General features: G+C 68.0%; 13 protein-coding genes and 1 pseudogene. 7 read left to right on the top strand and 7 right to left on the bottom strand.

The features are described from left to right. The 6 genes and pseudogenes from G6R20_RS16940 to G6R20_RS16915 all read left to right on the top strand — a co-directional run. Positions 1-919 (top strand): cytochrome c biogenesis protein ResB (locus G6R20_RS16940; RefSeq protein WP_205475929.1); only part of this gene is annotated, 919 nt, incomplete at its 5' end. Beyond that, entirely contained in the window at positions 916-1,920 is a 1,005-nt protein-coding gene (gene ccsB, locus G6R20_RS16935) for a c-type cytochrome biogenesis protein CcsB (RefSeq protein WP_017836393.1), read from the top strand. The genes G6R20_RS16940 and ccsB, both read left to right, overlap by 4 nt. Before the next feature lie 239 nt (positions 1,921-2,159). Further along, entirely contained in the window at positions 2,160-2,669 is a 510-nt protein-coding gene (locus G6R20_RS16930; RefSeq protein ID WP_007626376.1) for a DUF2771 family protein, read from the top strand. Continuing rightward, a pseudogene (locus G6R20_RS16925) lies at positions 2,668-2,868 on the top strand (ATP-binding protein); the annotation flags it as partial. The gene G6R20_RS16930 and the pseudogene G6R20_RS16925, both read left to right, overlap by 2 nt. 110 nt (positions 2,869-2,978) lie before the next feature. After that, the gene (locus G6R20_RS16920; RefSeq protein WP_240341539.1) at positions 2,979-3,686 is read left to right on the top strand and encodes a GNAT family N-acetyltransferase; all 708 of its coding nucleotides are present in this window, start codon (positions 2,979-2,981) and stop codon (positions 3,684-3,686) included. Beyond that, positions 3,683-4,699 (top strand): hypothetical protein, encoded by a 1,017-nt coding sequence (locus G6R20_RS16915; protein WP_240341538.1) that lies wholly within the window; start codon positions 3,683-3,685, stop codon positions 4,697-4,699. The genes G6R20_RS16920 and G6R20_RS16915 overlap by 4 nt, the downstream gene beginning before the upstream one ends. Positions 4,700-4,833: 134 nt before the next feature. On the opposite strand, the gene G6R20_RS16910 is transcribed toward G6R20_RS16915, so the two are convergent. Then, positions 4,834-6,039 carry an MFS transporter gene (locus G6R20_RS16910; protein WP_163377092.1) on the bottom strand — a complete coding sequence of 402 codons (1,206 nt, stop codon included), beginning with the start codon at positions 6,037-6,039 and terminating at the stop codon, positions 4,834-4,836. After that, entirely contained in the window at positions 6,036-6,470 is a 435-nt protein-coding gene (locus G6R20_RS16905; protein ID WP_163377091.1) for a metalloregulator ArsR/SmtB family transcription factor, read from the bottom strand. The genes G6R20_RS16910 and G6R20_RS16905 overlap by 4 nt, the downstream gene beginning before the upstream one ends. A gap of 170 nt (positions 6,471-6,640) precedes the next feature. Here G6R20_RS16905 and G6R20_RS16900 point away from each other — a divergent pair, with 170 nt between their 5' ends. Continuing rightward, positions 6,641-7,045 carry a four-helix bundle copper-binding protein gene (locus tag G6R20_RS16900; RefSeq protein WP_069389151.1) on the top strand — a complete coding sequence of 135 codons (405 nt, stop codon included), beginning with the start codon at positions 6,641-6,643 and terminating at the stop codon, positions 7,043-7,045. Positions 7,046-7,219: 174 nt separating this feature from the next. Here the strand turns inward: G6R20_RS16900 and G6R20_RS16895 are convergent, their stop codons facing one another. From G6R20_RS16895 to G6R20_RS16875, 5 genes are read right to left on the bottom strand one after another with little or no spacing between them, the layout of a single operon-like run. Continuing rightward, positions 7,220-8,635 carry an NADH-quinone oxidoreductase subunit N gene (locus tag G6R20_RS16895; protein WP_043565818.1) on the bottom strand — a complete coding sequence of 472 codons (1,416 nt, stop codon included), beginning with the start codon at positions 8,633-8,635 and terminating at the stop codon, positions 7,220-7,222. A 21-nt stretch (positions 8,636-8,656) separates the two neighbouring features. Further along, entirely contained in the window at positions 8,657-10,147 is a 1,491-nt protein-coding gene (locus G6R20_RS16890; protein WP_163377094.1) for an NADH-quinone oxidoreductase subunit M, read from the bottom strand. Positions 10,148-10,149: 2 nt separating this feature from the next. After that, positions 10,150-12,096, bottom strand: coding sequence for a proton-conducting transporter membrane subunit (locus G6R20_RS16885; protein ID WP_163377090.1), 1,947 nt, complete (start codon positions 12,094-12,096; stop codon positions 10,150-10,152). After that, positions 12,093-12,395 (bottom strand): NADH-quinone oxidoreductase subunit K, encoded by a 303-nt coding sequence (locus G6R20_RS16880; RefSeq protein ID WP_017836397.1) that lies wholly within the window; start codon positions 12,393-12,395, stop codon positions 12,093-12,095. Before G6R20_RS16880 ends, G6R20_RS16885 begins: the two co-directional genes overlap by 4 nt. After that, positions 12,392-12,955: an NADH-quinone oxidoreductase subunit J gene (locus tag G6R20_RS16875; RefSeq protein WP_064257203.1), complete on the bottom strand. Its 564-nt coding sequence runs from the start codon at positions 12,953-12,955 to the stop codon at positions 12,392-12,394. Before G6R20_RS16875 ends, G6R20_RS16880 begins: the two co-directional genes overlap by 4 nt. Positions 12,956-12,958 lie beyond the last annotated feature (3 nt).

Raw genomic sequence — 12,958 nt, 5'->3', positions numbered from 1 at the left:
CTATCTACCCAATGGCCAGGCGGAGATGTTCACCTCCAACATTCGCTTCAGCGAGGAGGTCACCACCACCGATCCAGACACATGGGAGCCCTACACATTGCAGGTCAACCACCCGCTGCGCATCGGCGGCACCCGTGTCTACCTCCAAGGTCACGGCTTCGCGCCCACGTTCACGGTCACGTTCCCCAACGGCGAGACCCGTACAGACACAGTGCAGTGGCAACCGACGGACCTGTTGACTTTTCTCTCCTCCGGCATCATGCGCTTTGATCCGCCAGCCGGCATGTACCCGGACATCGACGACCGCCTTGAGCAGCAGATCGCCATCCAGGGGCTGTTCGCCCCGACCGCCTCGTTCGACGGCAACATACTCAGCTCCCGTTTCCCGCGGATGGACGACCCGGCGGTGGCGATCGACGTCTACCAGGGCAACGCCGGCCTGGACAATGGCGGCGCACAGTCGATCTTCTCGCTGGACCCCGACCTAATGGAGTCGGGCGCGTTGGAGCGTAGGGCCCGCGTCAACCTCATGCCCGGCGAATCCACGACCCTGCCCGATGGCACCGAGGTCCGCTTCGACGGAGCCGACGAGTTCATCAACATCCAGGTCTCGGAGGACCCTACTCAGATCTGGGTTGGCGTGTTCGCTGCCGTCATGGTGGGTGGACTCGTCCTGTCATTGATGGTCCGTCGCCGAAGGATCTGGGCACGGATCATTGTCGACGAGGCCCAGGCGACCCGCGTCGACCTGGGCGGCCTCGCCAAGACGGACAGATCGGGCTGGGGCCGGGAATTCGACGACCTCCGGGACCGGCTGGCCACCATTGCTACTGCTACACCCGTCTTGCCCGAACCTAGCGACACTGCATCTAGTCGAGGCGACGACCCCGACGCTTCGTGGAAGGACACCATCCGGTGAACACTGTAATTCTCGCGCAGGGACTGCCTGTCAACGAGACGCTCTCCACCTACAGCGACCTGGCGTATAGGTCCGCGTTCGGTCTATACGTGCTGGCGCTTGTCGCATCGTTGATCTACTACGCCGGATTCCGGGTAGCCAAGGTGACTAAATCAAGCCGGAACCTAGTGGGTGCCGGTGGGCCCGGGCTCACAGAATCAACCTCTCTCACCGACACCGGAGACGAGGACCGTGAGTCCGCAGGCAGTGTCCGCTGGGCACGGATCGCACAGCTATTCATCATCATCGCCTTCCTCTTCCAAGCGGCTGCGCTGATCCTGCGCGGGGTGGCCACAGGTCGCTTCCCGTGGGGCAACATGTACGAGTTCATTCTGGCCACCACGCTGCTGGGAGTGGGCGCCGGGCTGATTTTCCTGCGCAAGCCGGCCCTACAGGTGGCCTGGCCATTCGTACTGGTACCGGTTCTGATCCTGCTGTTTTTCGGCGGCACCAACCTGTATTCCGAAGCCTCTCCCGTCGTGCCGGCACTGCAGTCGTACTGGCTGCCCATCCACGTCTCGATCATCTCGCTGGGATCGGCCATACTGCTGATATCCGGCGTCGCCTCGATCATGTACCTGATCCGGGTGTGGCAACCGCAGGGTCAGGAAACGGGCTGGAGCTCTGGGCTTTCCCGCCCACTACCGCATGCCGACACTCTCGACCGACTGGCCTATCGCACCGCTGTGATCGCATTCCCGATCTACAGCGTGGGCATCCTGCTGGGCGCTGTCTGGGCCGAGGGCGCGTGGGGTCGCTTCTGGGGCTGGGACCCCAAAGAGACTGCCTCCTTCGTCTCTTGGGTCCTTTACGCCGGCTATCTGCACGCCCGTGCCACCAGTGGCTGGGGCCCCAAGAAGGCCGCTTGGATCAACCTCGCCGGGTTCGCGGTGCTCATCTTCAATCTGTTCTTTATCAACATCGTGGTCTCCGGTCTGCACTCCTATGCTGGCCTGAACTGAACGGTTGAGGAGCACTTCGCAGCCTCGATATCTGCTTTAGAAAGCGCAGCATCCAACTCCGCGAAATGAAAGAAACGGGGCCGGCTATCGCCCCGGTTCGACTCGGGCAGGAGACGCTTTTTGGCACCGTGCGAGGCGAGCCGGGTAACCACACTGGGCTAGGTGGAACCGTTCGCGGCACCTCGGGGAAGCCGGTGGCTCCCTGAGTCCGACTACGAAGAGATCGGCAGAACGAAACTGTGAGCTCCCGCAATGAATCCGAACTGACCGGCCGCCGTGTCCGCCCGGCCACCTGGGCGATCCTGGCGTGGATGATCATCATGATCGCCGCCATCCTGGGGGCGTGGAAGGGGTCGGAAGCCCGGTTCGGTGTGCTGTCGGAGATCACCGTGGCCACCGACCGCAGCACCGTCAAGGCTCTGCCCTTCACCGCGACCGACCTGGACGGCAACTCCTTCACCAACCCGGTGCCCGAATTCGTGGTGCGCAGCGAGCACACACTGACCGTCCGATTGTCCACCGAGCTGCGCGAGTCGACGATGAACGTCTACGAGGTGCGTCAGGGCGGTACCAACGAGTACATCGTCGAGGCTGGCGGTGCCGGCGAGCTACTCATTCCGGTGAGCACCCCGGAGCATGGCCCCATCGAGGGCCTAGCCATCCGGTCGGTCCCGATCTTCTATGATAAAGCCGGTGAGCCGTCGATCCTCAACGGCGAATGGTCCGTGTCCTTCGTCTACGAGGACTGAGCGCCCCAGTGGCGGCAGCGGTATCGGCCTGACCATCACTCGCGCACTCGTCGAAGCCCACGGCGGGAACATTCGAGCGCACAGTGACGGGCCCGGCCGAGATGCAAGTTTCACTGTCGAGTTTCCGAGCTCTGGCCGCTCTCCCACTAACCGAGCCGGCATTTCCGGCGCGCAAGTGGCCGGGCCCGGTCTGATTTGACCGAAGAAGGGAGTCAGCTTATGTGTCGACCGACGTGGCGCTACCGCCTGCTCTACCGTGCGCGGACGGCGCCTTGCCCACGGCCGGGACCGGCGACGGAGGACGATCTCGTGCTGCGGTACGCCACGATCGCTGATCTCGGCGCGACCGCGCAGTTGCACGTTGAACAGCTACCGGCCGGTTTCTTCCCCGGCCTGGGGCCACGATTCATGCGTCGCTGGCACCGGACCTACCTTGATTCCCCGCACGGCGTGGCGCTGGTCGCAGTCTGTCGGTGCGACGCCCGCGGGCACGTGTGCGGTTTCTTGTTCGGTTCGATCGACGAAGCGGCACATATGCGGGCGGTGCTGGCCGACCGCCGCTGTCTGCTGGTCCTGGCAGCGGTCGCCGCCGTGTCACTGCTGCGCCACCCGTCACTGGCGGTGCGGTTCGTGCGCACCCGAGCCAGGCCGTGGACGCGTCGCCTGCTTGGCACACTCACCTACCAGACTGCCGCACCCCCGGCAGGGACCGATTCTGCGCCGGTAGCCGTGCTGGCCGCGGTCACCGTTCGCCCGTCGCTGCGGGGCAGCGGCGTCGGTGCCCGCCTGGTCGAGCTGTTTCTCAGCCACGCGCACGAGGGCGGCTGTGCTACCGCCGAGTTGTTCACCAGCGCCGGCTCGGACGGGGCCGGCGCGTTCTATGAACGCTTGGGATGGAGCCCGGGGAGCGAGTACCGCACGCGCGACGGCGACATGGTGCGCAGCTATCGTCACCCCGTGGTGCCTCCGGCCCGCCACGGCACGTTCTGCGACAAGGGTGGGGCAGATCCCCGATGAAGCTGACCCGGCGCCAATTGCTGACGGTGCTGACTGCGGGGTCAGCCGCCACCGTGGCGTCCTGCACCCTCGGCCCCGCCCCGCCACGGCCTGCGCCCTCGGTGATTACGCCGACACCGCAGCCACCTCACCTGGGTGGAGCCGAACTCGGTTCCCCTCGTTCCCCGTTGTCCGCCGCGGCAAGCCGATGGCAGCCGGCGCCGGGTGAAGTACGCCCGGAGATCAAGCGCACCGCAGCGGCGTTTCTGGAAAACGCCGGAAACTGGAGCGACGGCGAAACGGCCGTGGGCACCCTCATCCGCGCCGGCGCGTCGCCGCCGGTGGCGTCGACAGCGTCGATACTTCAACTGCCGGACGCCCGCGCCGGGGAACTGACCGTCGTCTATCCGCAGTACGGCGGGCTCGCCTCGGATACCGCTGCCGTCATCGCCCTGGTGGAGCAGAACCTGCACACCGTCTCGGGACCGTGGAACCGCGAACTGGTCGTGGACGTGCGATTGGCTCGACCCCCCGGTGGGAGTTGGGCCGTCGAGCGGCTCGTCGCGCCGACCTCACTGGGCCCGTCGCTGCCGTTGACCGACACGGCGGCAGCGGTGCTCGCCGAGCCGAAGATCATCCTGCCCGGCCCAGCCCGCAGCGATGTCAGCACCGGCAGGATGGACAACCGACTGCTGGCGATACTGCACGCACTGTCCCGGGAGTTCACCCTGGCGATCCAGGTAATGCACACAGGCCACATCCAGACGGTCTATCCCACCGCGCGAATGTCCAATCACGCCGTGGGACGAGCAGTAGACATCCGCGAGATCGACGGTCGGCCGGTGGTGGACGTCCGACCCGGCGACGATCGTGTGCTTCGGTTGATGCGGCGAGCTGCCGAGTTGGGGGCGACCGAGGTCGGTGGACCTGCCGACCTTAACGGACCGCGCAAGGGGTTCTTCTCCGACGACGTCCACCAAGATCACATCCATCTCGGTATCACTCCCGGCGACGCGCCGGCGCACCTGCGGTAGGGCGCACGTGCGTGCGGGTGGGGCACGAGGTCACCGGCGGCGTGAGCCAGTCAGCTCCGCAGCGGTGCAACCGTTTCGGACCAAGTCGCACCCTTGACGAGCACCGTGCGGCGCAGACTGGCAGTGCGCCCGGCTCACGCGACGGGTCGTGTCCAGAGAGCGAAGGCACCGAAGGCCCCGAGAACTCCGAGAGCCGAGAGGATCAGCGCGGTCTGAGGTAGACCGAGCATCGCGCCAAGAACGCCGGCGATCGGGTAGGTGAGCATGAAGCAGGCGTGGGACAGGGAGAACTGCGCGGCGAAGACCGCAGGTCGAGATACTTGGTCGGAGGCGCGTCGCAGCAGGCGGGCTGACGGGGTCAGAATCAGCGACGTCGCGGCTCCAAGGATCGCCCACAGTGTGATCAGCAAGGCCCACTGCCCACTGCCGGCCGGTAGAGCGATCACTGCTGCTGATGCGGCCAGGGCGGGCGGGATAATCGCTGAGCCGGTGAGCATGACGGGCCGATCGGCGATCTTGTCGAGGACTCGGGGAACAACGAGGGCGACGAGCATGGAACCGGCGCCGAAGGCGGCCAGCAGAAGCGCGACGTCGCTCTCGGAGCGATCCAAAGATCCTCTGACCACGACGACGGTGTTGACGATCACCATGGCGGTGGAGGTGGCCACGATGAGGTTCATCACCAGCAGACTGCGCAGCTCCGTGGTGCGCAGCATGACCCGGACGCCCCGGGTCAGTCGTTCTCGAAACGATGCGGCTTCGGACCGTGCGCCATCGGGAATTTCGGTGACCAGGACGAGCGCGCCGGAGGCGAGAAATCCCAGCACCGTGCCCAGAAATAGATTGTTGTAGGACATGATCGCCAGCAGCGCCGCAGCCAGTACGGGGCTCAGTAGCGATTCGGTGTCGTACGCCAGGCGGGATAGTGACAATGCGCGGGTGTACTGCGCTTCGTCGGGAAGGACATCGGGAATCACTGCCTGGAACACCGGAGTGAAGGTCGCCGACGCCGCTTGCAGCGCAAAGATCAGGACATAAATCTGCCAGGCCTCACTGACCCAGGGCAGGGACAACGCCACTGCAGCGCGGACTGCGTCCGCGCTGACAAGAACGGCCTTTCGTCGCCACCGGGTGGCCATAGCCGCCATCACCGGTGACACGGCGACGTACGCGACCATCTTGATCGTCAGCGCCGTTCCTAGCACTACACCAGCGTCTTGCCCGGCGATGTCGAAGGCCAATAACCCGAGCGCCACGGTGAGCAGACCGGTGCCGAGAAGGGCGACTATCTGAGCGCTGAAGAGCCTGGCATAGGTGCTGTTCCGAAGGACACCGATCACGATAGGCCGGTGATCTTCCCGTGGCCCAGACGGTCGCGGTCATGATGCGCGGGGTGACTGTCCACCGCGTGCTGCGCCTGGAAAATCGCGTCGGCGACAAGCTGGCGGGCGTGCTCGTCAGTCAGGCGGTAGAACACTCGTTGCCCGTCTTGGCGTGCTGAGGCCATTCGCGCCAGGCGGAGTTTGGCCAAGTGCTGAGATACCGACGCCGGGGACTTGTCGACGATCTCGGCCAGCTGGTTTACCGACAGCTCCCCGTCGCGAAGGGCCAGAATGATCCGCACTCGCGTCGCATCCGCCAGCATGGCGAACACCTCGACAGCTAGCTCAACGTACGAACTCTGCGCCGTCAAGCCACACTTAGCATCTGCATTTATACGCAGATAATGGCATGCCGACTCCCAGGGATCAAGGTCTCGACGCTGCGGCATTCGGCTGGACAGCCTGGCAAGGACAGGGCGCCTAACGATTTGGTTTCTTCGGAGACGATCTCCCAACTGGGCGGCGGCGATGGCTACGGTGACGGGTACGGCCTGCGGCAGGGAGACCCACTGCGCCGCCCGTCGGAGGCGTTCTAGACGACATCGACTACGGAGGAACAATGAGCACCACCGCCATGATCAACTCCCACCCCAATCCCACCAGTGGTCTGGACGTGGACCGCCTCGCCGAGGCGATCGACGCGGCGCTGGCCTGCGCGCAGTCCTGCACTGCGTGCGCGGACGCCTGCTTGGCAGAAGAGGCGGTTGCCGACCTGCGGAACTGCATCCGTACCAATCTCGACTGCGCCGATGTCTGCGTCGCCACCGCTTCCGTCCTGAGTCGCCGAACGGGCAGCAACCTGACCGTGGTCACCGAGTTGCTCAAGGCCTGCCGTGCCGCGTGCGCTACTTGCGCCGAAGACTGCGAGGCTCACGCCGACATGCACGAGCACTGCAAGCTGTGTGCTGACGCCTGCCGTCGTTGCGAAAAGGCTTGCAGCGACCTCCTCAGCGCCATTGGCTGAACCCGCGGCGCCGCTGTAGTCGTTGCTCGACTGGGTGTGCGACTTAGGTCCTACGGCGACAACCGACGATCTAGGGGGTTCTCTCCTATAAGCGGGCTCTCCTGTACGGCCCCCGGCTCCCTCCCGCACCTACTCGACGCCCCTTCCGGCTGGGGAAGGCTGCCGCTCCCAGCCCTACAGGATCCCGGGGCCGTCGAGGGCAGCCCACAGGACACCGGCCAGGACGCCCAGCGCCAGGCTCGCGGTCGCGGCGACCGCGGCCGTGACGGCCGGCCAGGCGGCCATCCCGCCGCGTCCGGGGAACTCGGCGGCTTGGGAGTCGGGTCGGGCGAAGACGGGGGCGAACCAGCGCAGGTAGTAGAAGAGGCTGATCACGCTGTTGACCACCACCACCAGAGCCAGCCACCCGTGACCGCCGTCCCAGGCGGCGGTGGCGGTGGTCAGTTTGCCCACGAAGATCGCCAGGGGCGGGGTGCCCACCAGCCCCAGCAGCGCCACCAGCACGGTCAGTCCCAACCTTGGGCGGGAGCGGGCCAGCCCGCGGTATTCGGCGAGCGTCCGGTGCTCGGGCAGGGCAGCGGTCACGGCAAAGGCGGCGACGTTGGTCACGGCGTAGGCGGCCAGGTAGAACAACAGCGAGGGCAGGGCCAGGTCGCTGCGCCCGGCTGCGGCCACGGGCACCAGCAGGAACCCCACCTGCGCCACGGTCGACCAGCCCAGTAGCCGGCGGGGATCGGTCTGCCAGTAGGCGGCCAGGTTGCCCAGGAACATCGAGGCGGTGGCCAGTAGGGCGGCGACGAGCAACCAGGAGTGCTCTTCGGCGGAGACCGTGGCCACCAACCGGTACACGGCCACCAGCGCGCCCACCTTGGGCACGGTGGTCAGGAACGTGGCGGCGGTGACCCCGGAGCCCTGGGCGGCGTCGGGCACCCAGAAGTGCATCGGCACCCCGCCGGCCTTGAACAGCAGCCCGGCCAGCACCCCCAGGATGCCTGTCCCCACGGCGGCGTCCGGTGCGGTGGGCAACGCCTCCCGGAGCAGGGCGTAGTCGGTGCCTCCGGCCAGGGCATAGAGCACGGTGACGCCCAGCATCAGCAGGATCCCGGACAGCGCCCCCATGAGGTAGGTCTTGACCGCCGCCTCGGCGCCCAAGCGGCCGCCGGTGAGTCCGATGATCCCGTACAGCGGGATGCTGGCCAGCAGGAATCCCACGATCAGCACCAACAGGTCGGTGATCCCGGCCAGGACCATCACCCCGGCGGTGGCGAAGAGCAGCAGGGCGTAGGTGTCGGATTCGCGGGGGGAGTCCTTGAGCTCCCCGGAGGCCACCCCCAGGATCAGCAGGGTGGCCAGGGTGGCTATCACCCGTGCGGCGCCGGTGGCGGTGTCCACGGCAAAGGTACCCGCAAAGGCGCTTTGCGCAGGCCCGGCCATAGCCACCGCGGCGGCGGTCGCGGCGCCCAGTAGCGCCAGGGCGGCCGCGGCGCGGGCGATCCACTGGCGCTGCCGGGGGAGGAACGATCCGCCCAGTAGCACCGCCAATCCGCCGGTAAAGACGATGATCTCGGGCAGCAGCAGCCCGGGGCTCATCTGCATGGAGGCGTCCACGGGTTACCGTCCCACCAGTTCCACGAGGGCGGCCGAGCTCGGCTCGATCACCCCGAGCAGCACCAGCGGCAGCACTCCGATCAGCACGGACAGCGCCAGCAGAGGGCCGGCCGACCACAGCTCGTGCGCCCGCAGGTCCGCGAACCCGGGGGAGCGCCCGGCGGCGGGCCCGGTGAAGACCCGCTGCAGGGCCCGCAGGAACAGGGCGGCGGTGATCACGATGCCCACTAGCGCCACTGCGGTCACCGGGGCCACGGCCACGCTGCCGGCGAAGATCTGGAACTCGGCTATGAACCCGGAGAACCCGGGCAGGCCCAGGGAGGCAAAGGCGCCGATCGCGAACAGCGCCGCGTACCGCGGGGCGGGGTCGGCCAGCCCGCCATAGAAACCCAGGTCGTAGGTCCCGGCCCGGCTCTGCATGACCCCGGCCAGCAAGAACAGGGCGGCGGTGATCAGTCCGTGGCTGACCATTTGCACCATCGCGCCGGTGACCGCCACGGACCGGGCCTGCTCGGCACCCTCCACCAGCAGCCCGGCCGCACCCAGGGCCAGGACGATGTAGCCCATGTGGTTGACGGAGGTGTAGGCGATCATCCGCTTGAGGTCGGTCTGGGCAAGCGCCACCAGTGCGCCGTAGAGCACGGAGACGATTCCCACGGCCACGATCACCCAGGCCCACGCCCGCCAGACCTCGGGCAGCATCGGCATGGCGATCCGCACGAAGCCGTACGCGCCCATCTTCAGCAACACCCCCGCCAGGACGGCCGAGCCGGCGGCCGGGGCGTCGGTGTGGGCCGGGGGAAGCCAGGTGTGGAACGGCACGGTGGGGGTCTTGACGGCCAAGCCCACCAGGATCGCCGCCAGCACCAGCCCCCCGGCGAGCGGCTCACCGGCCAGCGGGGGTGCGGCGACCAGCTCGGGGATGTCAAAGGTGTGGGGCGCCGAGAACACATACAGCCCGATGAAACCCAGCAGCAGGGCCAGCGACCCCAGGAACGTGTAGAGGAAGAACTTCAGCGCCGACCGGGCCGCATTGCCGTGGCCCCACCCGGCGATGATGAAGTACATTCCCACGATCGACAGGTCAAAAAAGACGAAGAACAGGATCAGGTCGGCCGAAACGAACACGCCGAGGCTCATGCTCTGCAGGAACAAAAATAGCGCCGCCTGCACGCGCGGCCGGTCCGAATCCCGCAGGCAGTACACAGCGCACGCCAAGAACACCACGACCGTCATCGCCACCAGCGGCAGGGACAGCCCGTCGATGCCCACGTGGTAACTGCTGCCCACCCCCGGGATCCACGGCACCTGCTCCTCGAACGCCAGCCCGTTCGGTCCCGGGTCCTTGTAGCCGGCCCACACCACGGCAACCAGCAGCACTTCCAGCACGCTCACCGCGATCCACGCCCATCGCGCGGCCGCCGGCCCGATCGCCGGCACCGCGGCCAGGACGGCGGCGGCGGCCAAGGGGAGAAAGACGATCAGACTGAGCATGCTCATCCCATCACTGCGTAGACGGTCCAGGCCACCACGGCCACGGTGAGCACCGCGACGGCCTGCAGGAGGTACTGGTGGACGGCCCCGGTCTGCGGGGTGCGGGCCAGGTGCCCGAGTCGGCGAACCCAACCGGCCAGGCCCTCGACGGCGCCGTCGACCACGGCGTCATCGAGGCGGGCCGCGCCCTGCCCGGCCGTATGGGCGGCCCGTGCGGCTGCTCCGACTCCGGCGTCGAGGACCTCGTCGTCGAACCGCGCCACGGACCGTGCCAGCATCGGGACGGCCCCGGCCACGGAGGTCACGGCGCGGTCCAGGACCGCGTCGTCGAACCGGGCCAGGAGGTGCGCCAACCGCATGACGGGAACGACGACGACAACGTGCGCAGCAGCCTCCAGCCCCAGCCACCGCTCGGCCCACCCGAGTTCCGGGGCGCGTAGACGTCGCATCAGCAGCACCACGGCCAGGGCGATGGCGGCCGAGACCACGAGCTCGAGCGCCGTCACCTCGCCGTGCCCGCCCATCGCCTGGGCGAGGGCGCCGCTGAGCGGGGGCAGCGCCAACACCGACACCGCGGCCGCCCCCGCGGCCAGCACGACCAGCGGGGCCTGCTCGAGCGCCCCCACCTGCCCGGTGCCGAGCTCTTGCGTTGCGCCGACCTCCCGCCCGGCGGTGGGCTCCTCGACCCGGGCCTGGGCCCCGCGGTGCCAGATCGTCCATAGGACCTTGCCGGAGTAGGCCGCCGACAGGGCCGCCGCCACCAGTCCTGTGGCGTAGAGCCAGGCCGAGGTCTCCAGGGCTCCAGCCAGCACCGCGTCTTTGGTCGCCCACAGGGACAGCGGCGCGATCCCGGCCAGGGCCAGGGCTCCCACGGTCGCGGTCACGCCCACCACCGGCCATCGGTGGCCCGCCCCGCGCAGTTCCGTGAGCTTCTCGGTGCCCAACGCGGTGAGCCACGCCCCGGCAGCGAGGAACAGCAGTGCCTTGGTGGAGGCATGAGCCACCAGTTGGGCGGCACCTCCGCTCACCGCGCCCACTCCGGCGGCCAGCACCACAAATCCCATCTGCGCCACAGTGGACGCCGCCAGCAACTGTTTGAGATCCCGTTGGGCCAACGCCACGATCCCCATCGCCACCGCGGTCAGTAGCCCGATCCACGCGGCGGCCGGGCCCGCCCACCCGGTGGAGGCGAGCAGCGGCTCCACGCGCAGCAGCAGGTAACCGCCCATTGCCACCATCGCCGCCGAGTGCAGCAGTGCGCTGACCGGACTGGGGCCCTTCATCGCGCCGGAGAGCCAGAACGAGAACGGCAGCTGCGCGGCCTTGCCCAGTGCCGCCACCAGGATCCCGGCCGCCACCACGTGCCGCCACGGGCTCTCCGCCGCCGGCAACTCGGACAGGCCCATACCGGCGCCGCCGGCCAAGGCAGCGCCGGCGGCCAGGTAGAGACCCAGGTCGGCGGTACGGGTGGTGAGGAAGGCCGTGAGCCCGGCCGAGACGCGGTCGGTGTCCCGCCACCAGAACCCGATCAACGCGTACGAGGTCGCGCCCATCAACTCCCAGGCAAACAGCAGCGCTGGCAGGCTGGCGGCCGAGGCCGTGATCAGGGCCGCGGCGGCGAAGAGCAGCATCAGCCCGTGGAAGCGGGGCCGGGCCGCCCGGATGTTGCCGGCCGCAAAAACCAGCACCAAAAGGGTCACCACTGCGACCATCGGCAGGGTCAGCGCCGCCAGGGCGTCGACCTCCAATGCCACGTCGACGCCGGCGATGAACGGGAACGCCACCGCAGGCCGCGCAACGGCGACGACAGCCGCCAGCAGCGCGGTCACGGCAGCGGTCGATACCGCGATCGGGGCCGCAACCCGCTCCGCCCGGGTCAGCGCGAGCACCGCACCCACGGCAGCCGGGAGCACCACCAGGGTCAGCAGCAAGGTCTGGTCGGCGGTCATCCGGAGAGATCCTCGGCCATGTCGGTCATGTCGGTCTGCCGCTTGCGGTGCAACAGCGTCGCCACGGCAAAGCCCATGGCCATCTCCACGGTCATGGCCGCCAGCACCACCAGCAGCAGCACCTGCCCGGAGGGGCCCGGGGCCAGGAACCACCAGAACCCCGCGGCGGCCAGGAGCACCCCGTTGATCATCAACTCCAGGCCCATCATCACCATCACCACCACCTGCTGGGACAGGGCCCCGTAGAGCCCGACGGCGAACAGGGCGGCGGCCACCACCAGAACGGCCTCCAGGGTCATCGACCCACACCTCCCGGCTGGGGGTCGTCGGCCGGGCGGCGCCGCAGATCGTCGCCGAGCCGGTCGTAGCGGGTGCGCCCGGCGGCCAGGACGATCCCGGCCACGATGGTGGCCACCATGACCGCGCCCACCACGGCCATCACCAACATCTTTTCGCCCATGATCTCCAGGCCCAGCGCGTTGGTGAGGTCCTCGGGTGGGGCGCCACGTCGCTCGGGCCACGGGATCAGCAGCGCCCCGGCGGCCAGCAGCACAAAGACCCCGACCGAGGTGCCGATCGCGGTCTTCTTCCCGTGGGTCATGTCCATCGGCATCAGCGCCGGGTTCATGCCCATGAACATCACCATGTAGACCGCCATCACCGCCATCTCCATGACCATCATCAGAATCGTGATGATGCCCAGGTAGCTCTGACCCAGCAGCAAAATCATCACCCCCACGGCGATGAACGATGCCGCCAGCGCGTAGGTGGCCCGGGCCATCGAGTCCACCACGAACACGGCCGTCCCCGCGGTCACCGCCACCACAGCGAGTACCCAGAACACGATCCCGACCAGCACGGC

The sequence above is a fragment of the Dietzia sp. Alg238-R159 genome (assembly GCF_900537145.1).
Classification (GTDB): Bacteria; Actinomycetota; Actinomycetes; order Mycobacteriales; family Mycobacteriaceae; genus Dietzia; species Dietzia kunjamensis.
The sequence above is the reverse complement of the archived record's forward strand: the minus strand, read 5'-3'. Positions and strand labels throughout refer to the sequence as shown.

Bases quoted from the DNA above. Each gene is read 5' to 3' on its own strand.
- G6R20_RS16905 (WP_163377091.1), bottom strand. From the start codon at position 6,470: ATGCCGCAGCGTCGAGACCTTGATCCCTGGGAGTCGGCATGCCATTAT.
- G6R20_RS16890 (WP_163377094.1), bottom strand. From the start codon at position 10,147: ATGCTCAGTCTGATCGTCTTTCTCCCCTTGGCCGCCGCCGCCGTCCTG.
- G6R20_RS16915 (WP_240341538.1), top strand. From the start codon at position 3,683: ATGAAGCTGACCCGGCGCCAATTGCTGACGGTGCTGACTGCGGGGTCA.
- G6R20_RS16885 (WP_163377090.1), bottom strand. From the start codon at position 12,096: ATGACCGCCGACCAGACCTTGCTGCTGACCCTGGTGGTGCTCCCGGCT.
- G6R20_RS16880 (WP_017836397.1), bottom strand. From the start codon at position 12,395: ATGACCCTGGAGGCCGTTCTGGTGGTGGCCGCCGCCCTGTTCGCCGTC.
- G6R20_RS16895 (WP_043565818.1), bottom strand. From the start codon at position 8,635: ATGAGCCCCGGGCTGCTGCTGCCCGAGATCATCGTCTTTACCGGCGGA.
- G6R20_RS16900 (WP_069389151.1), top strand. From the start codon at position 6,641: ATGAGCACCACCGCCATGATCAACTCCCACCCCAATCCCACCAGTGGT.